At 68.8% G+C, this 21477-nt stretch carries 25 protein-coding genes and 1 pseudogene; 8 read left to right on the top strand and 18 right to left on the bottom strand.

What is annotated here, in order from left to right:
* Positions 1–253: 253 nt before the first annotated feature.
* From OHA64_RS00480 to OHA64_RS00460, 5 genes are all read right to left on the bottom strand, one after another.
* The gene (locus tag OHA64_RS00480; protein ID WP_405606429.1) at positions 254–418 is read right to left on the bottom strand and encodes a hypothetical protein; all 165 of its coding nucleotides are present in this window, start codon (positions 416–418) and stop codon (positions 254–256) included.
* Positions 419–1120: 702 nt separating this feature from the next.
* Positions 1121–2158 carry a MerR family transcriptional regulator gene (locus tag OHA64_RS00475; RefSeq protein WP_405606427.1) on the bottom strand — a complete coding sequence of 346 codons (1038 nt, stop codon included), beginning with the start codon at positions 2156–2158 and terminating at the stop codon, positions 1121–1123.
* Positions 2152–2940, bottom strand: a complete 789-nt coding sequence (locus tag OHA64_RS00470) for a HEAT repeat domain-containing protein (RefSeq protein WP_405606425.1) — start codon at positions 2938–2940, stop codon at positions 2152–2154. The genes OHA64_RS00475 and OHA64_RS00470 overlap by 7 nt, the downstream gene beginning before the upstream one ends.
* A 546-nt stretch (positions 2941–3486) precedes the next feature.
* Positions 3487–4488, bottom strand: a complete 1002-nt coding sequence (locus OHA64_RS00465) for an IS481 family transposase (RefSeq protein WP_405606423.1) — start codon at positions 4486–4488, stop codon at positions 3487–3489.
* Positions 4485–5117, bottom strand: coding sequence for an NAD(P)-dependent oxidoreductase (locus OHA64_RS00460; RefSeq protein WP_405606421.1), 633 nt, complete (start codon positions 5115–5117; stop codon positions 4485–4487). The genes OHA64_RS00465 and OHA64_RS00460 overlap by 4 nt, the downstream gene beginning before the upstream one ends.
* Before the next feature lie 54 nt (positions 5118–5171).
* On the opposite strand from OHA64_RS00460, the gene OHA64_RS00455 reads away from it, so the two are divergent.
* On the top strand, positions 5172–5567 hold the full coding sequence (locus OHA64_RS00455; RefSeq protein WP_405606419.1) for a winged helix-turn-helix transcriptional regulator: 396 nt from the start codon (positions 5172–5174) through the stop codon (positions 5565–5567).
* Between the two features lie 130 nt (positions 5568–5697).
* On the opposite strand, the gene OHA64_RS00450 is transcribed toward OHA64_RS00455, so the two are convergent.
* Together OHA64_RS00450 and OHA64_RS00445 are read right to left on the bottom strand one after the other, a co-directional pair.
* Positions 5698–6096: a YybH family protein gene (locus tag OHA64_RS00450; RefSeq protein ID WP_405606417.1), complete on the bottom strand. Its 399-nt coding sequence runs from the start codon at positions 6094–6096 to the stop codon at positions 5698–5700.
* A gap of 81 nt (positions 6097–6177) precedes the next feature.
* Positions 6178–6798 carry an NAD(P)-dependent oxidoreductase gene (locus tag OHA64_RS00445; protein WP_405606416.1) on the bottom strand — a complete coding sequence of 207 codons (621 nt, stop codon included), beginning with the start codon at positions 6796–6798 and terminating at the stop codon, positions 6178–6180.
* 105 nt (positions 6799–6903) lie between these two features.
* On the opposite strand from OHA64_RS00445, the gene OHA64_RS00440 reads away from it, so the two are divergent.
* The 3 genes from OHA64_RS00440 (at position 6904) to OHA64_RS00430 (ending at position 8609) form a co-directional block, all read left to right on the top strand.
* Positions 6904–7287: a winged helix-turn-helix transcriptional regulator gene (locus OHA64_RS00440; protein WP_405606414.1), complete on the top strand. Its 384-nt coding sequence runs from the start codon at positions 6904–6906 to the stop codon at positions 7285–7287.
* Between the two features lie 314 nt (positions 7288–7601).
* Entirely contained in the window at positions 7602–8282 is a 681-nt protein-coding gene (locus OHA64_RS00435) for a hypothetical protein (protein WP_405623791.1), read from the top strand.
* A 30-nt stretch (positions 8283–8312) separates the two neighbouring features.
* A complete protein-coding gene (locus OHA64_RS00430) occupies positions 8313–8609 on the top strand; it encodes a hypothetical protein (protein ID WP_405606412.1) in 297 nt (98 codons plus the stop codon).
* Between the two features lie 461 nt (positions 8610–9070).
* Here the strand turns inward: OHA64_RS00430 and OHA64_RS00425 are convergent, their stop codons facing one another.
* Both OHA64_RS00425 and OHA64_RS00420 read right to left on the bottom strand, forming a co-directional pair.
* Positions 9071–9640: a DUF4232 domain-containing protein gene (locus OHA64_RS00425; RefSeq protein ID WP_405606410.1), complete on the bottom strand. Its 570-nt coding sequence runs from the start codon at positions 9638–9640 to the stop codon at positions 9071–9073.
* A 385-nt stretch (positions 9641–10025) separates the two neighbouring features.
* Positions 10026–10253, bottom strand: a complete 228-nt coding sequence (locus OHA64_RS00420) for a hypothetical protein (RefSeq protein ID WP_405606409.1) — start codon at positions 10251–10253, stop codon at positions 10026–10028.
* A 406-nt stretch (positions 10254–10659) separates the two neighbouring features.
* On the opposite strand from OHA64_RS00420, the gene OHA64_RS00415 reads away from it, so the two are divergent.
* Together OHA64_RS00415 and OHA64_RS00410 are read left to right on the top strand one after the other, a co-directional pair.
* Entirely contained in the window at positions 10660–10896 is a 237-nt protein-coding gene (locus tag OHA64_RS00415; RefSeq protein ID WP_405606407.1) for a hypothetical protein, read from the top strand.
* Positions 10886–11143 (top strand): hypothetical protein, encoded by a 258-nt coding sequence (locus OHA64_RS00410; protein WP_405606405.1) that lies wholly within the window; start codon positions 10886–10888, stop codon positions 11141–11143. The genes OHA64_RS00415 and OHA64_RS00410 overlap by 11 nt, the downstream gene beginning before the upstream one ends.
* Before the next feature lie 37 nt (positions 11144–11180).
* Here the strand turns inward: OHA64_RS00410 and OHA64_RS00405 are convergent, their stop codons facing one another.
* The 3 genes from OHA64_RS00405 to OHA64_RS00395 all read right to left on the bottom strand — a co-directional run bounded on the left by OHA64_RS00405 (position 11181) and on the right by OHA64_RS00395 (position 13219).
* The gene (locus tag OHA64_RS00405) at positions 11181–11774 is read right to left on the bottom strand and encodes a hypothetical protein (RefSeq protein WP_405606403.1); all 594 of its coding nucleotides are present in this window, start codon (positions 11772–11774) and stop codon (positions 11181–11183) included.
* A gap of 432 nt (positions 11775–12206) precedes the next feature.
* A complete protein-coding gene (locus OHA64_RS00400; RefSeq protein WP_405606401.1) occupies positions 12207–12923 on the bottom strand; it encodes a methyltransferase domain-containing protein in 717 nt (238 codons plus the stop codon).
* A 110-nt stretch (positions 12924–13033) separates the two neighbouring features.
* Entirely contained in the window at positions 13034–13219 is a 186-nt protein-coding gene (locus OHA64_RS00395; protein WP_405606399.1) for a hypothetical protein, read from the bottom strand.
* Positions 13220–13282: 63 nt separating this feature from the next.
* Here OHA64_RS00395 and OHA64_RS00390 point away from each other — a divergent pair, with 63 nt between their 5' ends.
* Positions 13283–14566, top strand: a complete 1284-nt coding sequence (locus OHA64_RS00390; RefSeq protein ID WP_405606397.1) for a UvrD-helicase domain-containing protein — start codon at positions 13283–13285, stop codon at positions 14564–14566.
* Between the two features lie 820 nt (positions 14567–15386).
* Positions 15387–15617, top strand: a pseudogene (locus OHA64_RS00385) (pyridoxal-phosphate dependent enzyme); the annotation flags it as partial.
* Between the two features lie 67 nt (positions 15618–15684).
* On the opposite strand, the gene OHA64_RS00380 reads toward OHA64_RS00385, so the two are convergent.
* The 6 genes from OHA64_RS00380 to OHA64_RS00355 all read right to left on the bottom strand — a co-directional run bounded on the left by OHA64_RS00380 (position 15685) and on the right by OHA64_RS00355 (position 21448).
* Complete coding sequence (locus OHA64_RS00380; protein ID WP_405606395.1) at positions 15685–16653, bottom strand: electron transfer flavoprotein subunit alpha/FixB family protein; 969 nt, start codon at positions 16651–16653, stop codon at positions 15685–15687.
* 32 nt (positions 16654–16685) lie between these two features.
* Positions 16686–17465: an electron transfer flavoprotein subunit beta/FixA family protein gene (locus tag OHA64_RS00375; RefSeq protein ID WP_405623790.1), complete on the bottom strand. Its 780-nt coding sequence runs from the start codon at positions 17463–17465 to the stop codon at positions 16686–16688.
* 54 nt (positions 17466–17519) lie between these two features.
* The gene (locus tag OHA64_RS00370) at positions 17520–18557 is read right to left on the bottom strand and encodes an amidohydrolase family protein (protein WP_405606393.1); all 1038 of its coding nucleotides are present in this window, start codon (positions 18555–18557) and stop codon (positions 17520–17522) included.
* Between the two features lie 305 nt (positions 18558–18862).
* Complete coding sequence (locus OHA64_RS00365; RefSeq protein ID WP_405606391.1) at positions 18863–19495, bottom strand: MMPL family transporter; 633 nt, start codon at positions 19493–19495, stop codon at positions 18863–18865.
* Positions 19496–19541: 46 nt separating this feature from the next.
* A complete protein-coding gene (locus OHA64_RS00360) occupies positions 19542–21155 on the bottom strand; it encodes a CocE/NonD family hydrolase (RefSeq protein WP_405606389.1) in 1614 nt (537 codons plus the stop codon).
* Positions 21152–21448: a TetR-like C-terminal domain-containing protein gene (locus OHA64_RS00355; RefSeq protein WP_405606387.1), complete on the bottom strand. Its 297-nt coding sequence runs from the start codon at positions 21446–21448 to the stop codon at positions 21152–21154. Before OHA64_RS00355 ends, OHA64_RS00360 begins: the two co-directional genes overlap by 4 nt.
* Between the last annotated feature and the right edge of the window lie 29 nt (positions 21449–21477).

Raw genomic sequence — 21477 nt, 5'->3', positions numbered from 1 at the left:
ACGATGTCCTACCCCGACCCGCGTTACCTCAGCGTGAGGGGCGAGCCAGCGCGCAGTACCGCCCCGCACCCGACGAACCGGACACAGGCTTCATCGGCGCCTCCAGCATCAGCTACGTGGGGACGCAGGAGTTCTCGGCGGGTGGGCGAGCGTGACGGCCGGAGCGCGACCCAGGCCGCGCGGCCCTGTGAGGGATGAGGCTCAAACCCCGTTTCGCCAGGTCGACGCGCCCGCCTGGGAGTTGGTGAGCCACTCAAGGGATCAGAGCGGCGATCAATAGGGTGAGGGGCAGGAAAATTAAGGGAGTTGCCATCACCCAGCCCATGCGCGAGGACGTTTTCGCACCGACAAGGATGCAGAACGGTGCCATGAGGAGCACGTAGAAGAAAAACACAAAGATGATGACGCCTGCGCCCACGATGCCCTCCTAGCGGTGCCTGCGGCGTGTTCGCGCCAACTGCTGCACGGTCACTCGCACGGCAGGTATTTGAACACGTTCAACTTCGATTGTCACGGCCCGGGATGCCTCGCGGACGCGAAAAGCGTGCACACGTGCGCGAGCACACGCGTGCACACGAGACGTGACGGCAGGACCCGTCGATGGTGCCCAGGAGGGTCCCGACGCGTGCCGCGTGGCGGGCGTGGCGCGGTTTCAAGCACACGCAGTGCATGCGTGAGGGCGCGCCCCGGCCCGGGTCGGCTCGGCGGGTGTGTCACGGCCCGTGTCAGCGCGTCGGTCACGGCCGCAGTCAGGGCTCGGGTGCGGCGGGGCCGGCCCCGAGCACACGGCGTTCGGAGAGCGGGTGCGCGGGCTTCGGCTCGGCGGCGGCCGGGACGGCGGGCAGGCGTTCGGCGGCGAGCTGGACCTGCGGCGCCGGCGCCGGGTCGGGCCGAAATCAGGGCACGGGCCGCCACTAATAGTGACCTTTGTGCGCCGGCGGACGGAACACCCGCGCCCACGGCCTGGGAGTGGAGTTCACCGACGTGGAGCGCATCCTACGAGGGCGCGGCGCCGCGCCCACTAGCCGCCCCGATTTCGGCTGCGCCGCCACCTTGGGCGGAACGTGGTGCAACCAGTCATCGTTACGGCCACGAGCAGCGCGGACGGTAGATCGCGTTTTCAGGAATGCTCGTCAGCTTGGTCTTCGAGGGACTGCTCCTTGAGAACTCTGACAAGGGCCGAGGCGACGAGGGCGACAGCGCTGTCGTCGTCGTGGGCCAGTTGACGCAGGACCTCCTGCGCGGTGGTTCCCGCGAGCTCGACCAGCGCCTGGGTAAGGCGGATCCGCGTCGCGGAGTCCGCGGTGGGCGCGGCCAGTTCGTCGACCAGGGCGGTCGTGATCCGGTCCGTGCACCCGGGGTTCAGGGACAGCGTTCCCAGAATTTCCGCCGCGTCCACGTCGTTGGTGCCCTCCACCACCATGCTGACGAGTACGGGCACGGCCGCGGCCACGCCCTGCCTGCCCAGAGCCAGAGCAGCGTGCCTGCGCACCGTCGTGTCCGGGTCCCCGAGGGCATCCGCGAGCACCGCGGTAGCACCCGGAGCCTCGGGCATCTCGGCGATCGCCAGCACCGCGCGCCGCCGGATGTCCGCGTCCTCCGAGTGCGCGCCGGCGTGCAGGGTCGCCACGCCGTCGCCGCCCGATCGGGCGAGCGCCCAGCGCAGGGCGCCTGCGACGTGCGGGTCGGATTCGGTCAGGACCGCCCCGGCCAGCAGTTCGGCGGGTACCGACACGTCCTCCGGCCGGGCCAGGACGGCCTGCTGTCTGCGCGCGGCGCTGGTCGAGTTGAGTTCCCGCATGAGTTCGACGATGCGCAGCACTGACTGCCAGTCGGTGGGCGCCGAGGCGTCGATCGCACGGAGCCGCTCGAGCAGCTCCTGTTCTCGCGCCAGGCGGTCCTCTGTCCGCTGGATGAGGTCGCTGACCAGGTCGGACGGTGTGAAGGCGGGGTCCTCCAGCGCTCGCCCGATCTGCTTGAGCGAGAGCCCGAGGGTCCGCAGGCTCTCCACGTGGAAGATTCTGCGGACATCCTCGGCGGAGTACTCGCGGTAGCCGCCGACAGTGCGGCCCGTGGGCCGCACCAACCCCAGGGTGTCGTAGTGCCGGAGCATCCGGGTGCTCACCCCGGAGCGGCGGGCCACATCGCCGATCAGCAATCCGCCCCCTCCGAGGCCTCTGCAGCCTTCGCGGCCTCCATCGGCTCGGTCGTCTCCGAGGTCTCGGCGGTCTCCGAGGTCTCGGTAACTGCTGACGCAGCCGCGGCGGAAGCAGCTCGTTCCGGGCCGAGTGCGACCACCCGCTTCGCCTCGTCGAGGGCCACGTCGAAACCGGTCTCCGGGTTCTGCCGGAGCAGCTCGGTGGCACGGGCGTGCGCGGCCACCGCCGGGTCGGAACTCTCCGCGGCCCTCTCCAGAGCGGGCTTGATCACGTCACCGAGGTCGACCAAGGCCCGGCTCAGACTCAGCTGCACATTGCGGTCGCCACGACCGAGCTGCAGAACCAGTTCGTCGGCCAGGTCCTTCTCCTCGTCCTCGGGCACGAGGACGACCGCGACGCGCCACGCAGTCCGCGCGACCTCGGTGTCGGCGTCCCGCAGCATGTCGCGGGTGATCCAGGCCCACGTGCTCTTGTCGCCGATCTTGGAGAGCGTGTGCAGCGCCTGGCTGCGGGCCTGGGGACGCTCGGAGTCGAGCTCCTGGCGGATCCGGGGCAGGGTGATCTCCGGCGGGAGGCGGGTCAGTGCCCAGGACAGCATGTCTCGTACGAAGAAGTCCGGCTCGACCGCGCACCGCTCGACGAGCATCTCCAGGAACACAGGGTCGGGGTTCGAGCCGACCGCCAGGGCCGTCCGAAGCCGGACCGACGAGTCCTCGGCGCCCAGGGCGTTGGTCACACGGGTGTTCTGCGCGGTTACGTCGATCGTGTTGATCGGGACCACCTCCTGGGCCCAAGTGAAAACCTTGTCACCGTGTCAAGGTCAAGTTCGTGACCGGCGAATCGGGAATCTGCTGGTCCCGGGATCCTCTCAGGCTGGCCAACTTGAGGCGGAGATCGGCAGACGGAAGCTCACGCTGACGCTGTGAGTGGGCGGTTGACAAGATGCACGCTGACGGGAGCCCCCGCTTCTCCCGGTCCTACTTCGTGCCCCGTCGCTGTACGACGGACGGCCGTTTCAGACAGCCAGCCCGGAGCTGACGATGTCTCGGCAGCCAAGTCACATCTCAAGCGGTCGCCGCCTGCGTCGCTCGTTGGATTGAACACACAGAACCCGCCCATGGCAGTGGTCGTTGATGCGGTTCGACCATCCAGTCAGGGAGCGCGCCTGAGCGATGGGGATGGCATGGCGGGCAAGTTCGCCTTCTTGAAGGAAGAGTTCCTGATCGAGGGGGAGTGGGGTGGCATCGACCTCAACGCGTCGATGCGGCACCTTCGAGCCGGTATCGGGTCCGGGGGCAGCACGATCTCGGAGGCAGCCTTCGCAGCCCTAGGTGTGCGAGGCCAGAACGTTGGTGACGCTCTGGGGTAGTCGAGTGGCCGGCGGCTGGCTGGCTGCTCCGCTGTGGGGCCGGTGGTAGTTGTAGTGGATGTTCCAGACGGCGAGGGCTCCACGTCGCTGATCTTCGGAGGTCCATGAGTGGGCGTAGAGGAACTCCTCGGCGAGGATCCGGTTGTAGCGTTCCACCTTGCCGTTGTGGCGCGGCGTATAGGGCGTGATCCGTTGATGTCGTGAGCCGAGGAGTGAGCGCGCGAACGTGTCCGCGCGATAGCAGCTGCCGTTGTCGGTCACGATGCGACCGATCCGGGCGATGCCGTGGGCCGCGAACCAGGCTCGTGCCGTGTGGAGAAACGCGACAGCAGTGACGGCCTTCTCGTCCGGCAAAGCTTCTGTGTACGCGAGGCGGCTGAACCCGTCGACAGCGGAGTGGAGATAGACGTAGCCGCCGCGTTCCGTTCGCTTCTTGCGGCGCCCCACAGCCTTTGCCTGCTCGCTTCCTCGTCCGTGCGAGCGCCAACCGCCACCGTGAGGGATACGACCGACCTTCTTCACGTCGACGTGGACCATGTGCCCGGGCCGGCGCGCGATGATCTGGCGCGGCTGCCGATTGGTGTCGCCGCTGGGGTCGATGAACTTACGGCGGTTCAGCCCCAGGGTGTTCAAATGCCGTGACACCGTTCGCCGGCTGATGGCTATGCCCTCTGCCTGGAGCTCGAAGGCGATCCGGGCGGCCGACCACTTGTGGCTGCGGCGAAGCTCTTCGATGCGGGCGATCACGTCGGTGGCCGTCGCCGTGGGCTGTTGCTTGGGTGTTGAGGAACGGTCCAGCAAGCCGAGTTCACCGTGGCGGCGATGGCGGTTCACCCACTTGGAGGCGCAGGCCCGCGAGATCCCCATCTCGGCTGCCACGTGGGCGATCGGCCGATTCGCGCAGCGTTCGATCAGACGGCGGCGGCCCTCGGGCGACAGAGGGGCGTTGCGATGGGTCACCGACGGCCCGCCCTGCCGGCAATGGATACCGCCGCGCCGGGAGATTGGGGGGCCACACCGAGATGCGCTCCGCGCAAGCGGGATTGCTCAGCCAGGTCGACGAGCGCCCGGGCATGGTCAGCATGGGTGATTCGAGTGGTCAGGTCGCCGACCTCGGTGAGGGCGTATCCGCCGACGGGCGCTCCATGCGGGGCGAAGTCTCCCGCGGGGCTCACCGCTGTCCACTGCAGACCAGATGCCTTGAACGTCTCCAGCGCGGTGCGGTGCCCCAGCGAGAACGGTCGGTACTCCGCCGGAAAGCCGTCGGTGTCGACGGGCGGGACCCCTGAGGCATCAGGCAGCAGCGAGGCGATGCTCACCCAGACCAGCCGGGTGACTCCCGCCTCCTGCAGCCCGGCCACCAGGCCGTTTGCCACAGCGGGGAAGAAGGCTCCCGGGTCGGCGTCGGCGGGCGCCACGGCGGCGATCGCGACAGCGTGACCTGATGCGGCACGTGCCACCGCTTGCGGGTCGGTGATGTCCGCGTCCGCACTTCTCAACGGGGTCACGTGGTGCCCTCGTGAGGCTGCCTCGGCCACTGTGCTGCTGCCGGTCTTTCCGCCTGCTCCGAAGGTCACGATCGTCATCATGGGCTCGACGCTAGGCGAGCCTCCGGTTACCGATTGGGTACCTACCCTTGGGCTATGAGCCGGCTCTCGCCTGAGACGTTTGACGAACTTTGTCCCTCTTCGATGCTGCCGATTCGGATGCAGAACAAGTGGGCACCCTTGATCATGCGCCTGCTCGGCGAGGGAGCTCAGCCGTTCAGCGAGCTGCGCAGGGCGCTGCCGAGGACGAGCCCGAAGGAGCTCACCCGAGCACTGCGGTCACTCGACCGCGACGGATTTGTCACACGCGACGCCGACTCGGACTCCGCTGGCTACCGCCTTACCCCACTCGGGCAAAGCCTCCTCGCCGTCCTCCTGAACGTCTACGCGTGGACTGCCGCGCACTGGGATGAAATCGTCGACGCCCGCGAACGCGCAGACCGTTCAGAGAACGATTCCCCTGTCAACAACGTCCTGGCCCGCAACACCTAGCTCCAGCAGCGGTTCGCTATTGGGATGTGAGGGCATCTTCGGGGTGCCGGCCAGGAGCGCTCGAGCCACAGTCGGCCCAGATCCTCGGGCTTGTGCGCCTTTCGCGACCGTGGTCGGTGACCGCCGGCTTCTAGGCCTGCGCCGGGTTCTGGGAGAACATGTACTTGTGGATGCGCCACCCGTCCGGGGTGCCACGCAGCACGAACAGCTCGCGGAAGTAGGCCTGGGTGCGAGTGCCGTCGGCCACGGCAATCACCGTGACGGGCTGCTCGGATCGGACGATCGCGATCTCGTCGTAGACCTCGGTCGAGACCACCTCCACGTTGACCTCCATCCCGATGGCGGCGAAGGTGCTGGCGTAGAAGGAGTCAACGGCGTCGCGGCCGCGCAGGCTGGGCAAGTTCTCGGGGATGATCTCGGCCTCGTCGGCGTAGAGCCGCAAGATCGTGTCAGTGTCCTTGATCTGCAGCGCTTGCATGTACGCCTCGACTACGCCGACCGCGTCGGCGGTGCTGTTGTTGTTCGTCATGTGGTGCTCCTCTGATATTTGGTTGGCAACCAACACAACACGTGCCGGTGACGTGCCAACTTTTCCGTTTGTGTGAGCCGGTCAGTACGCGACGTGGACGAGGCGGCGGGTGAGCTCGCCCCGCTGCAACTCGTCGACGAGCGCGACGGCGTAGTCCTCGGTGCTGATGTGGCTGTTTCCCTCGCCGTCGCTGAGCAGTTGGTGATCGCCTGTCCGGTACGAGCCCGTGCGCTCGCCGGGCTCGACCATCGAGGGCGGGGAGAGGTAGGTCCATTCCAGGTCGTCGGCGTTGTCCCGGACAAGCTCGAACAGCGCCACCTGGGCGCGAACCGGCGGCAGGAAGTCCTCGGGGAACCCGGGGGTGTCGACGACCCGTACACCGGGGGAGACCTCCAGGATGCCCGCGCCGCCCACCACCAGGCGACGAACCCCGGCCCTGCGTACGCCGTCCAGTACGCCGCGGCCCACCTCCAGCAGTGACTCGGTGGCCTCGGTGCCGCCTCGTGGCGGTGACACCGCCAAGACCACCGCGTCGTGGCCGGCCGCCAGGCGCGCGACGGTGTCGGCGTCGCTCGCGTCCGCCGCGAGGGTGCCGTCCTTCCCGCTGCGCGTGGCACCGGTCACCTCGTGGCCCCGCTGGCCCGCCTCGGCAGCGATCCGGCTGCCGATCATCCCGGTGGCTCCGAACAGCAAGATGCGCATCCCATGGCCTCCTTGTAGTCATCGCGTGTACCGCACACACGCCGTCACCGGGAAGGTATCAATGAGATACTGGTTACTTCAAAGATACTTAGGTACCCTTTGGGTATGGTGAAAGAAGCTGCTGACGACTCCGAGATCTGCTGCCCGTCCCGGCTGGTGCTCGATCGCATCGGTGACAAGTGGTCGGTGCTGATCGTGCTGAACCTGGGCGACGGCCCCAAGCGGTTCAGCGAACTGCGGGGGGTGCTTCATCACGTGACGCCCAAGGTCCTCACCTACACACTGCGGGGGATGGAACGCGACGGCCTGCTCACCCGCACGGTCTTCGCCGAGGTCCCGCCCCGCGTGGAGTACGAACTGACCCCGCTGGGCCACTCCCTGCGGCCCGTCATGGAGCCGATCACCACCTGGGCCGAGGAGCACGTGGGCGAGGTCCTGTCCTTGCGCAAGGCCCACGACACCCGCTCCGCGGACGAGTTCGCGGGCTGATCACCGAGTAGCCCGACTGCGAGATACGGCCCGCCAGGCACGCTGAATGAGCGTTTGCGACAAGTCGCGTGCCTCATTGGTGACAACCAGGCTGCTTCGACCGGTCTTATTCAGCTGACAGCTACTGAGCTTCGGCTCATTCGCGGGCCGTCGCACAGCGCTCTGGCGGCGGTCCGCTCCGAATCCGCACCACGAATGCGAGGCCGAAGACGGCCACGCCCCGGCGCACCTTGCGCCGACCGCTCGCCCCGCCCCGCGAGCCGGTCGACCCCGCCCGCATCGGACGGCACGTGGTGCGCCGCCGCGCGAAAGGCATGGACTCTGGCGCCGTCGCGCAGGCCCTCGAGGACGCCCGGTTCGACGCACGGCAGGACTCGCGGCACGAGGACCTGGCCGAAGACGTCCACGGCCGGGCGGAGCTCGCGGAATGGGAGCGCATCGAGCAGCTGCTCGCCGACGCGGCCCCGGACACCGTCTACGACCCGGACGCCGACGACGTCGTCCAGGCGGAGCTCGCCGCCGACGCCGCGGCCGACGCCGCCGCCCGGGAAGCCGAGCAGCGCGAAGCCGCCCGGATCGCGGCCCGCGCCGATGAACTCCAGGCGCTGCGCGAGCTCGGAACCCTGGAGCAGACCGAGCCCCGCGAGGGCGACGAAGCCGCCCGGGACGAACTCACCCGGCGGGCCGGCTCGTACGTACAGAAGGACGTCGACGCCTGGCTCGCCCACGCCCTGGCCGCGCACCTCGGGCACTACCGGGACCCGGACGCCCGCGAGGCCGCCGCCGATCTGCACCCGACGCATCTGCTCGCCCACGCCGCGCTGCTCACCGAACTCGCGCACCTCGCGCCGGGCGCCGGCGTCGACCAGCTGGCGTTCGCGGCCCGGCTCTCCGCCGCCGACCCCGAGGCCACCGGCGACCTCGCCGCGTTCCTTGCCCGCGCCCGGCCTGGGGCTGATCCCATCGGTTTGACCGCCGCAGCGGACATAGGCTGACTCAACTATCAGCCGGAGGAGCGTCACACCATGGAACCGACCGTCGACAGGCCAGCGCCGCAGGTCACCGTCACAGACATCCGTACCCTTTTGGACTCTTCCGCTGAGCTCCCCGTTCTGTACATCAACTACGGTCCCGGCGACGACGACACCGAAGCGGAGTTGGACGTGTGGGCCGCAGGCCTGGTCTACCAGCCCGACATCGTCCTCACCCACGCGACCGCCCTGGACCAGCTTGGCGAGGAACCCAGTGGCGAGACCATCGCGGCGTTCCTGCCGAGGGTTCAGAAAGCCGTGGACCAGATGATCTCGGTCCGGGGCATGTGAAGCAGATCTGCTGCCCGAGCGGGCCGTCTCATTCGGCAAGGTGTCACGCTGACAGAGCGTGAGCGTGACACTGCCTGTCACGCTCCCCTGGAAAAGTGTCACGCTGCCTTAAATATGCTCCCTTATGTCCGGTTCTTGGATCCCGTGAGCCTCTCCAGGCGGATTCGAGGGCGGAGCGTGACGCTTGTGATCATGCATCGCCCGCACTCGCGAGCAGCACAGAACGTAACGACGGCGACGGCGCTCCCACCTGTCCCGTGCCACTGGATCTTGACCGTTTGCCATTGGACTTTGACGGACGCGAGTTTGTGTCATCGGAGGTTGATCACCGCAGGTCGGCGACTCGGCGCACCGAAGGTGCGCCGAGTCGCCGACCTGCACTTATGTGCAGTTCCTCGAAAACGTGTAGGTCAGAGCCTTGCGATCGTCATGCAGGCTGCTCGATTTGTGGGGACGGGGGGTCAGGAAGGCTTGACCGCCGAGACCGGGGTGACGGTCACCTTGTCGTCGCACTCGGCCCACACCCCGTCGTTCAGGGCGACCTGGTGCTTCCCGGAGTGTGGCAGCCCGATGACCATCGTCGGATACGTCACCGGGTCCTTGCCCGACACGCAGTAGCCGTCGGCCTCCCCCTGGACCTGGACGAAGGTCAGCTTCACCCACGCCTTGCCGTGCGGCCGGACCGTCACGGCGGCCGCCCTGCCGGTGGGGGTGACCTTGAGCGGGGTGTTGTGGGCGGGGGAGCCGTTGCCGGCGCCCGCGACCGTCGGATGGCCCTTCAGGACGCACGTCTTCCGGGAGACGTTGGTGAACTGCACGACCGCCGCCCCGGTCCCGGTCCCGACGGGCCGGTGGACGGCCTGCCAGGCGCTGACCTGGAGGGCGGAGGCCGGGCAGGCGGGCGGCGGGGTGGAGGCGGTGGTGCTCGCCGCCATGGCGGTGCCGGGCAGGATGCCGGTCACCGCCGCTGCGACGGCCGTGACCGCCGTCGTCGCCAGAGCCGTCCTGCGAATGCCGTTGCTGTGCCGCATGCTGTCGTCCCCCTGAGTCGTCTCGTCCGCGGGTTTCGGTCGTCGGTTGTTGCCCCGCGGTACGCGTTGGTCGTGGTACGTGAGTGCAGACAGGGCGGGAGAGCGGCAGGGTTCCGTGCGGCGACTACTCGTGACGGAACGGTGACGACAGGCTGCACCCGTGCAGATGGCCGTCAGGGCAGACAGAAGCACCTCCAGCGCGCCACGGGTTTCACCACGCCCCCGGCGCACCGAAGATGCGCTGAGTCGCTGACCTGCGGTGATCAAACTCCGATGACACAAACTCGCGTCGGTCAAAGTCCGATGGCAAAACGGTCAAGATCCAGTGGCACGGAACACCACCCGGGGGTTTGTCTCACCGAAGTTCGACCGGTGCTCCGGCAGGTCAGAAGCCCCTGAGTGAGGCGTCGTGGTGACCGCCGGAGACGGGCGTGTCCATGGGGTGCAGCCATCGGAGCGGAACGGTGAGCGCGGCGACCCGGGGGAGCGGCACAGGTTCGCCCTCGGCATCGAGCAGCATGCCGGTGATCTGGTAGCCGTGGCCGGGCGGAAGGCCGGCGGCCTCGACCTGGTCCTCGGTGAGCTCCACCGTGACGCGGGTGATGGAGCCCATCCGCAGGCCCTGGGCGGTACGGGCCTCGGTGTCGACGTCCGTGACGGGACAGCGGGAAGTACGTGCCGCGCAGCCAGCTCAGGGCCCACCAGAAGTCGCCCATCGTCTCCGGCCGGTACCGCCGGTACGCCAGCGCGAACGGCACCTCGCAGCGGTACGTCTGCCCCACCTGAACGTCCTTGGTGCGCATACCTCCAGCCTGCTCTCGGCCGTGTCCCGGCGCCTGAACAGCCAGCCGTGAACAGTCCGACCTGTGTCATCGACCCCCCGTTTCCCCAGGTCGTCGTGACCATCTGTGTCACTGTTCAGCTGTGTCATCGGGCGGGTTTCGCCCGTACCGTCCCGGAGCGCCCCGCCACGGCGATACCGTGGTGACACACGCCAGATGACAGCCCAGGAGCCCCGGATGAGCGAGCAGCCGGCCCCCGCGCCCGTGCCCGACCGTCAGCCCCTCGATGAGCACGCCGCCGCTTCCGCCCGCGCGTACGCGGCCGACCAGCGCGCGAAGGTCGACGTCCTCGCCTCGGTGCTGGAAGACATCGCGGAGAACGGCTACCCGTCCCCGGAGACGGGCGTGCTGTGGGAAGACGCCCGCGACGCCCACCTGGAGCGCCTAGCCGGTGAGCAACCCCGTGTCGCCTGAGCACGCACCGCGCCGTTCCCAGGTCGTCCTGGTGGAGCCCGAGCTGAGCCAGCTGGCGAAGCTCACGGCGCGCGAGACGCACCGCCTGGACCGCGCGATCGTCGCGATCAGCGTCAACCCCGAGCTGGGCACCCCGGTGCCCGACACCCTGCTGCGCGACTACGTCGACGACATCGACGGGGTCCGCGTCATCTACTACGTCACGGTCCTTCGGCAGATCACGATCGTCGCGTACGTCGAAGCCTGACCGGGCGGCGCTGTGCGTGGCAGCCCGTGCTGAATCTCTAGGGCAGCTTCGTCTCTGGGATCTTGATGCGTGAGGGCTCTTCGGTAGACACCCATCGGCCGTCAGTTCGGATCGGCCAGACCATCCACCACCGCCCTCCAGCACGGGATCGTGGCCGAAGGCTTCGCCAACTCCACTGCCACCGCTCCCAGTCCGTGGATTCGCCGTCAGCCAGAGCCCTGGCGTTGACGCGTTCTCCGAACATCCGGTACGGGCGCAGCCTGATCCAGGTGATCTCGATGTAGACCTTCCCTGAGGCGGGAAATAAGGCCATGAACTCGATCGGTTTTGACCCGACGCCCATCGTCGGCCGGTACATGCTGCGGCGCTCCTCAGCCTCCTCGGCAGTCTCGCCCGTCTCAGGTTTCCCGACATAAAAGGCCCCGGGCGCCTTCACCTTCACGGTATGTACGACCGCTGTGCCTACTGCGTGCACGGAGAACGTCGCCCGCTTACGCGGTTCGTCCGTCCCGTGATCGCTGGACACATGGACGTTCCACCCGTGCTGCGGGCGATCGAACCATTCCCAGCGGGCCACAACGATGGAAGCAAGGGCTGCTGCAACGGCAGCAACCAGAGTCCACAGGTTCATTTATGGAACGTAAATCCCTATTGCTCCCGGCACCAGGCGAACGGTCTCGCGCCGGTCCCAGGTACCGGAGGGCGATGACACTTCCGCCCTCGGGCCAAGCGGGACAAGGGCGCTGCACGGGTAGCGGACCGGTTGCTGCACGGGGTCAGCTGCTGCCGGTGGCCCACTGCTCCATCGGGCTCGGGTCCTTCTTCACCAGGGTGTCGCGGCGGGACTGCGCGGTGGGCCCGGGTGACGCCCATGGAGCTCGCCAGCGCGCCGTACGAGCCGCTCTGTGCGGCGTGCTGGCGTACTGCGGCGTCCCGGACGCCCTCCAGCCGCTCGATCAGGCCGGTGACGACCACGATAGCCCTCTCCAGGTGTTCAGTGCTTGCCCCGTCGGCGCGCAGTTGCGCGACGCAGCGCAGTGCAACACCGAGCTGCGTGGCTAGGCTAGCTGTTCTGTCCCGGGACGCCCCCCGCGGCGCGGCGGGCCGACACCAGCAGCGTCGCCGCCGTACGGGGCCCCTCACCCGTCGCAGGCCACAGCTCTACCGCGATGTCCGTGAACCCTGCCAGGTCCAGGAGCTTGACCCACACCTGCTCCTCCAGCACCCAGCGCGGCATCGTGGTCGCTTCCCCGTCCGGCGTCTTCGCGCCGACCCTCCCGGCGACCACGTCCGCCTGCGCAGGCGACCTCGACAGGTAGTGGGCCAGCGTGGAGAACACCAGCCGCCCGCCCGGCCGCAGCGCCGCCGCGGCCGCCGGCAGCAGCTCCCGCGGATCGGTGAAGTCAATCGCCCCGAACACGGAGTACAGCACGTCATAGGTGGAGGGCACGGCCTGGAGGTGCGCGGTCACATCGCCGGACACGACCTGAAGGCGCGGTGCGAGGTGCCCGAACAGATCGGTGGCCATCGCGCTCTGCGCGGGCGAGGAGTCCACCGCGTCGACCCGGGCTAGCCGGTGACGAGTGGCCAGGTGCGCGGCGTGCCGGGCGGCCCCAGCGCCGAGGTCTGCCACGCACGCCCCGTCCAGGCCGCCCAGGACCTCCGTACCGGGCCCGGAGTCCTGGCCCCAGGTCCAGTGGAAACGGTCGGGAACGTCGCGGTCGGACTCGGAGCGGGAGCGGCCGTAGTGATGCCAGAGATCGGGGGTGGTCGTTGTCACCCGCCCCATCCTGGCCCGGCCCGCCTACCAGCGGTCCGGAACCGGTCAAAGTCCACTCCACGGCGTGGCCGGGGGCCCGGCCCGAACGTGCCGGGCCCCCGGCCGCAGGATCAGTGCGAGTCGCTGCCCGGGTGGCACGGCCCGCAGTCGGCGGCGTCCTGCCACAGGTGCAGGTCGACCTCCCAGCCCTCCGCCGCGACCAGGTGCGCCGTCTTCATGACGGAGCCGTCGTTCTTGAACTCGACCTTCGGCACGTGGTGCAGGAACTCGCCGCCGTTGAACTTCTCGCACAGCAACCTGGCTGGCGCGGCTGAGGGTTTCCTGTCCCCGCCACCGTCGTGCCGGCGGGGACATCTCCGGTGGTCCTTGCGGAAGGGCGTGTTCAGCTGTGGGGCACCGCGCACGCCCTTGCCTACGCGGCCATCGGCCACGGCTACACCCGCCGCCTGAACGCCCCCCGCCGCCCGGCCTGGCAGACCGGCCAGGCCCTCGGCGTCACCAAGGCCATCCGCATCGCAGAGCGCGACATCTCCCAAAGAGCCCTCTGCCACACCCTGCTGCGCACCGTGGCCAGCTTCTGCCACACCGCCGACGAGGCCATCACCCGCCACCACGTACCCCGCCTGCGCGGCCTGGAGAACAACGATCTCCACACCCAACTCGCCGCCCACATCGTGCCCTTCGCCCGCAAAGCCTGGAGCGACCTGCACAACCCCGACGCTGGCGCGGTCCGCTTCGACCACGACCACTACCTGAGAATGTGGGCCCTCACCCAGCCCAGGATCGACGCCGACTTCCTGCTGCTGGACGAGGCCCAGGACACCAACCCCGTCGTCGAACACATCTTCCTCAGCCAGCGCGACCACGCCCAACTCGTCATGGTCGGTGACTCCGCCCAAGCCATCTACCACTGGCGCGGCGCCAAGGACATCATGACCGGCTTCGACGGCACCCCGCTCGCCCTGTCGAAGTCATTCCGCTTCGGCCCCCACCTCGCCGAGGAAGCCAATCGGTGGTTGGCCATCGCCGACGCTCCCCTCCGCCTGACCGGCACCGAGACCGTCCCCACCGAACTCGGCCCCCTCACCCGGCCCGACGCGGTGCTGTGCCGCACCAACGTCGGCGCCATGTCCCACGTCATGGGCCTGATGACCGCCGGATGCCGGGTGGCGCTGGCCGGAGGAGGAGACAGCCTGCGCACCCTGGCACTCGCCGCCCGCGACCTCAAAGAAGGCCGCCACACCACCCACCCCGAACTGCTCCTGTTCCCGTCCTGGGGCGAACTGCAGGACTACGCCGCCCACGACCCGGCCGGCCGCGACCTGCAGCCCCTGGTCGACCTCGTCGACACCCACGGCACCGACGCCATCCTCACCGCCGTCGCTCAACTCGCCCCCGAGCAGCACGCCCAGGTGACCGTCTCGACCGCCCACAAGGCCAAAGGCCGCGAATGGCCCCGCGTGAAAATCGCGGACGACTTCACCCCACCCCAAGATTCCGACCAGCACGACGACGCGGGCCAGGCCGTACCCGGTCCCATCGACGACGGGGAGGCCCGCCTCGCCTACGTCGCCGTCACCCGCACCCGCCTCGACCTCGGAGGCCTGTCCTGGATCCACCACCACCCACACGGAACGCCCTGACGTGTCCCCGGCGAAGCCGCCTTTAGCGTCAGGGAAACCAGGCAAACTGGAAACGAAAGAGTGATCAAGTACTCTTTGCTATGTGATGAACGGGCAAATGCCTGCATCGTTTGGTGTACACGTCGGTTGTCGTCCACCGGCGTCCGCCTCATGCCGCCGACGGCGGAGCAGCAACCAGTCGTGAGACACCCGGGCGCACGAGAGCACACTTCAGGGTGGATCCCTTCTACGGATGCCAGGCCGGGATGACCGTACGGAGCGGGCCCACGACCGTGAACTGATCAGGTCTGGTCTCCGCTGGTGCGAGATCTCGGCTCTCGGGCGCGTGTCATGAGCGCACCCCGGCCCTGCCAAGGGGGGAGCGGCTGCTGGTGGAAGTCACCGTCGCCAAGACCACGACCAGCCTGCGTCCTCGCACGTGTTCTTCAACGAGGCGGTCGGTGCCTGCTGGGAGGCGGCCACCGCCTCCCAGCAGGCAGCACAGACGGACGCGGAACCCGCATGGTGTACCACCTCAACCGCTTCCGCGCCCGGGCGCTCTGGTTCTCGCCCGCGCGGGGATCTTGAGCTGGTCGCCGCAACTCCGGTCGACTGGTACTGCGTCGGTGGTCCAAGGAAAGATGCCCCGCTTCCTGCGGGGAAATGCAGGTGCAAGGCCGGCCCGGCGCTCGGATACGTACCCGCCCCCGCGATGTGCGGGGCAGGGTTCGTGCGTTGCACGTCGTCGTCGCCGTCGACGCCGTTCGGGGCGGCATCCGGCGCCTGCGCGCCGCACCCCGCGCGGTAGGGCGACGGTCAGGTAGGACAAGCTCAGCGGTATGAGAACGACGCCGTCCTGGTCCAGGAGCCGTCGATCATCTCCGGTATGCGGATGCTCCTTGACCACGCCGGCCTCGTCGTCGAACCTTCGGCCGCGCTCGGCATCGCAGCGATCCTCGAAGACCGCGACCGCTTCGCCGGCCGACACGTTCTCACCATCGTGTGCGGCAGCAACGTCGACGTAGACGCCTACCACCGCTGGGTCGGCACAGCTCCCATCCACAGGTCTTGACAATTGCTCCCCTCTCGCAGGGAACCGATACAGGGCACTTCACCGCCGGGCTCGTAGCACCCGCACGTCAGCTCTTCCGTGCCTTGATCTGGGCGGTCAGTTGGGGCAGCACATCGAACAGGTCACCCACGACACCGAAGTCGCTGAGGTCGAAGATCGGTGCTTCCGGATCCTTGTTCACCGCGACGATGGTCTTGGACGTCTGCATACCCGCGCGATGCTGAATCGCCCCAGAGATGCCGTTGGCGATGTACAGCTGCGGCGAGACCTGCTTCCCGGTCTGGCCCACCTGGTTGCTGTGCGGATACCAGCCGGCGTCCACCGCAGCTCGCGAGGCGCCGACGGCCGCGCCCAGCGAGTCGGCGAGTTCCTCCACGACCGAGAAGCCCTCGGCGGCCCCGACACCACGGCCGCCGGAGACAATCATCGCCGCCTCCGTCAGCTCCGGGCGGCCGGACGACACTCGCGCCACACGCGAGACGACCTTGGTACCAGTGGCAGCCGCGGAGAAGGTCACGGAGACGTTCTCCACCGTACCTTCGGCAGGTGCCGGTTCCGGACTGGTCGCATTGGGCTTGACCGTGATGACCGGGGTCCCTTCGGTCACCGTGGAGGTCACCTGGTAGGAGGCGGCGAACACCGATTGAGTGGCGATCGGGCCCCTTTCCCCGGCATGCACATTGATCGCGTCTGTGATGATGCCGGAGTTCAGGCGCAGTGCCACTCGCGCGGCGATCTCCTTGCCTTCACCACTGGAAGTGACGAGAAGGGCGACAGCATCGGCAGCCCGGGCGATCTGCGCCAGCGCGTCGACCTTGGGGACGACGTGGTAGTCGGCGAATTGCGGCGCGTCTGCGACGTACACCGTCACCGCGCCGTACTCGGCGGCCTTGGCCCGGATGCTGTCGGCGGCCTCGCCGGCTCCGAGGACTACGGCGGACGGCTCGCCGATACGACGGGCCAGTGTCAGCAGTTCGAGGGCCGGCTTGCGAACGCGACCGTCCGCGTGCTCGACCAGGACGAGAACCTCACCCATTGATCTACTCTCCTGAATCTCGTGGGGCCGGCTCAGATGAACTTCTGGGACGCCAGAAACTCCGCGAGGCGGGTTCCTCCGTCGCCGTCGTCCTTGACGACCGACCCCGCGGTCCGCGGCGGACGGGCGGTGGCGGTGTCGACGGCCGTCCAGGAGCCTGCCAGGCCCACGGTGGCGGCGTCGATGCCGAGGTCGTCCAGGTCGAGGTACTCCACCGGCTTCTTCTTGGCGGCCATGATGCCCTTGAAAGAGGGGTAACGAGCCTCGCCCGAGCGGTCGGTCACCGACACCACCGCCGGCAACTCCGCCTGGAGCCGCTCCGTAGCGGTGTCGCCGTCCCGCAGACCGCTGACGACGCCGTCATCGACGGCCACCTCCGAGAGCAGAGTGACCTGGGGGACGCCCAGCCGCTCGGCAAGCAGCGCCGGGACGACGCCCATGCCGCCGTCGGTCGAGGCCATACCGCAGACGACCAGGTCGAAGCCGACGTGCTGGACGAGCTCGGCCAGGACGGACGAGGTACCGAAAACGTCGGTGCCGTGAAGGTCTTCGTCGTCCGTGTGGACGGCCCTGTCCGCCCCCATGGAAAGGGCTTTGCGCAAGGCGTCCTTGGCGTCGGCCGGCCCCATCGTGACAACAATGACCTCGGCGTCCCCGTGCGACTCGGAGATCTGCAGTGCCTGTTCCACCGCGTACTCGTCGAGCTCCGAGAGAAGCCCGTCCACGGCGTCCCGGTCAGTCGTCATGTCCTCGGTGAACCGCCGGTCACCCGTCGCATCCGGCACGTACTTCACGAGGGTGAGGATCTTCATGCTCACGCGCTTTTTCTCCTTGCTCGGTCGTCTCCGGCCTGCGGTGCATCGGGCTCACAGACCCAGGAATTCGAGGGCGTTGCGGCCAAGGACACGTGCCGTCTCTGACTCGCTGAGCACGTTCTGCTCGGCTGCCCCGGTGACGGTGGTCAGGGCGGTCTCCAACGGTGCCGTCAGGAAGGGATGATCGGTGCCGAGCATCAGGTGGCCGGCACCCACACGCTCGGCCACCAGTCGCAGATGCTCCGGGTCGAAGACCAACGCGTCCGCCCACAACGAGCCAACCAGCCGGTTGAGCTGGGCGGTGCGCTCGGGATCGGGGCCGCCCCGCAGGAGCGCGTCCCCGTACGCCGTACGCGGATACGTCCAGGGGAACGCGCCGCAACCGTGTGCCAGGGCGACCCGCAGTTCCGGAAACTCCTCCAGCACCCCGCCGAAGACCAGCGCGGTCGCCGCCAGAGCGGTGTCCGTCAGCATGCCGACACCGAACGAGTACATCGGCTCCGCACGGCGTACCGCGTGCGCGACGTCCGTGGGATGGACGAAGAGTGGCACCCCCGCCTCCTGCGCCGCCGCGAAGAACGGCCTGAGCACCGGAGCATCCAGCTCCAGATCACCGATGCGGGTGCCGATCTCCACTCCGTCCAGCCGCAGCTCCTGCTTGACGCGCAGCATTTCGGTGATGGCCGCGTCGACATCCTGCAGAGGTACGGCACCCAGACCGCGCAGCCGGCCCCCCGACGCGGACACGGCCTCGGCGAACAGGTCGTTCTGCCGGCGCAGGAACTCCGCGGCGTCCTTGCCCTCCGCCCACATCGACAAGGTCACCGGCACCGGCGAGATCACCTGCATGCCGACGCCTGCCGCATCCAGCTCGGCCAGCCGGGCCTGCATGTCCCACAGGGCGGGCTTCACACGCCGAAAGACCTCGGTGCCGCGCATGATCCGCCCCGCCCCGCCGCCCTCGTCGATGGCCAGGAACGGCCAACGCGGATCGTCAGCCACCCGAGTCGGCGGACGCAGCGCGGACGGGAAGTAATGAGCGTGGATATCGACGACCGGGTGACCGTGAGCGGCCGGAAGATCAGGCATGCCCGCTATGTTCCCGCCCCCCGGACACCACGCCAACAAGCGGTTCCGGGCAGTAGAACTCCCCGTCGCCGCGGGGTCCCGAACGCACTCGTCCGGCCACCCGACGCCGGGTACAAAGGAAGTCTCCACCTGTTGCAACCAGCGCCGTCGCCAGACAGAGATGTGCTCTGGCGTGCCCGGGCTCCTCGACCGGACAACGCAGAGACCGGCGGTCACGGCGACGGAGCTGACATGGACCAAGGGGAGGCTGGGACTCGACGGTGGCAATCCGGTTCAGGCCGTGTCGTCGCCGAGCGAGGGGCCGCTCATCTCCTGTCGATGATCGGCAGGATTAGCCGCGACGGATGGCGGCGAGACACTCCGTCGCCGTGCCCGGTCTTCGCGTGGCCGCCACAGTGCAGGTGGTGCTGCAGGTCAGACACATCGTCGGCATCAGCGCGCTCCGGTGACGCGGCCTGCAGGCGCTGAAGGGCCGTCCCTGATCCGAGGCAGTCCCACGCCGACGGCCGCGTTGACCGCATGCCTGCCGCGGCCAGTGAACCGGACGTTATCAGGAGCACCGGCGCGTCGATGGCGATGCTGACCGCCACCGCCTTGTCGGACGCCGACTCGTGCAGCGCATCGCCCTCGATCTCCACCGTCAGGCCCCCGTCCCGGCCCTGCTGGGCTGCCTCCTGGAGCGTGTTCCTGGTGGCGTCGGTGAGCTTGTCGTGCGCCACCTTGTAGTTGACGGTGGCGATGACCGTGGTGCCGTCCCGGCTGATCGTCCCTGTCTCGACAGGGTTGGTCGCGGCGGTGACCTGCGAGGAGTCGGCGGCCTTGGTCACTTTGTCCACGACGATCCCCTCGTTTCGGTCAGTGACTCGAAAACCGTGGCGCCGGGCACTGACAATCTCTGTCGCCCCAGCGCCCTGGGCGTTGTCGCGGTCGGCCGGCATCGCGGTCCGGACGGTGTCGCCGTGCCGGACCGCGTGACAGCTGTCCTCAGGCTGACCCGAGGACCGGAAGCGTGATGGCGGACGGCCGATCTGGCCCGAAGCGGACGCTCTGGTCGGCGGCGAGCAGCGTGGTGGCGGTGGCTGGAGACTCGCCGGTGCCGGGATTGCGGGTGTACCGCGGGAAAGTGCCGCTGGCGACCTGGACGCGAATGCGATGCCCGCGCCGGAAGCGGTACGCCGTCGGCCACAACGTCACACAGACGCCCTGTGGTTCGGCGGCGTCGGTAAGGCTCACCAGGCCGTCGCACACGTTCCACGACCGGCCCTCCTGGTCGACGTCGCAGAGCCGCACGAACACGTCGGCGTGCGGCAGGCTGCAGGAGAACCAGATCTCGGCGCTGACCTCACCGACGACCTCGACGTCCTGGCCGAGTACCGGTGTGGTGTAGGTGAGCACGTCCGGGCGGGCCTCGAGCTCGGTGTTCTCGGCCCGTCCGGCGGCGCCCACGGCCAGCCGCACGCCGCCGGCCGTCCAGGTGGGGTCGGCCGGGTCGTAGCGGTAAGTGTCCACTGAGGACTCAGCAGGTGGCTCCGAAGTCAGCGCACCCGCGGCACCGAGGTGGAAACGCTGTGGCGAGTACCCGGCCGGTGGCCAGGAGTCGAACGAGCGCCACGCGTCCTCGCCCATCACGTACAGCCGGACCGGCGCGCGGTGTGGCGGCTGGACGCCGCGGGCGTGGGCGAGACCGAAGTCCACCGCCTCCTCGACCGGCGTGCCGGTGAACTCCGCGTGCGTCCACGGGCCGACCGTCAGCCGTGCGGAACGCCCCTTCTCCTGCAGCACCTGGAAGTCGCGCAGCTGGCCGGGCAGGAAGATGTCGTACCAGCCGCCGACCGAGCTGACCGGCACGGTCACGTCGGCGACCCGGTGGCTGTGGTCGATCCCGTCCCACCGCGGGGAGGTGGCGTCGTGGGTGAGGGTGTCCTGGAAGTACGGGGAACGCTCACCGAACGCGGCGATGTCGGCCTCGGCCAGCGGAAGCGTCCACAGTGCTCGCGCGGTCTTCTTGTCCTGCGACATCTTGCGCAGCCCCGAGAGCGGACGTTCCTGGGTGCCGATCAGCACACTCCACTCGAACGACGCCTCCAGCGACATGCCGCCGGGACGCAGGGACTCCAGCGTCAGCGCGGACTCCGTCACCACCGGGATCATCGCCTTGACCTGGGGCGGCAACTGGTCGGCGACCGCCCACTGGACGTATCCGAGGTAGCTCGGGCCGTACAGCACGATCGCGTCGGACCACGGCTGCGCCACCAGCCAGTCGAGGGTCGCGAGCCCGTCCGCGCGTTCCTGGCGCATCGGGTCCAACGTGCCACCGGAGCCGAACCCGCCGCGCACACTCTGGATCACGACCTGGTATCCGCGCTCGGCCAGCGGCCTGGCCAGGATCGCGCCGTACGTGCCCCGGCCGTAGGGGGTGCGGAGCAACGCGGTCGGCAGCCCGTCGCCACCGGACCGCGGCAGCCACCGGTCCGCCAGCAGCTCGACGCCGTCCGGCATCGGGATGCGCAGGTTCCGCTGGACGGTGATCCTCCGCGTCAGCGGCGGGTCGAGCTGGAGCTTGCGCTCGAGCTTGCGCAGGATCAGGCGGCTGATCATCGGTCCTCCTCGGCGAACCGGCCGATCACGTTCATCAGCCGGTCGGTGAACGTTTCCGGGTCGTGCGCGCCGTCGACGACCCAGGCCGTGACGAACGAGCCGGCGCCGCCGGTGACGAAGGCGGCGAGGTCGTCGGCGGCCTGGGTCGTGAGCCGGTGGCCGTGCATGCGCTCGATGACCCGCCGGTTGATCGGCAGGAGCAGGCTGATCAGCCCGCGGCTCAGGGCGAACGCGCAGGAACCGGTCAGCAGGGCGCGGTAGAACTTCTGGTGCCCGGCGAAGGGCATTGTCACGTTGACTGAGCGGCATGAGATGATCTTGT

It is taken from the genome of Streptomyces sp. NBC_00076, assembly GCF_045041235.1.
Lineage (GTDB): Bacteria > Actinomycetota > Actinomycetes > Streptomycetales > Streptomycetaceae > Streptomyces.
This window is presented reverse-complemented; position numbering and strand designations above follow the sequence as displayed.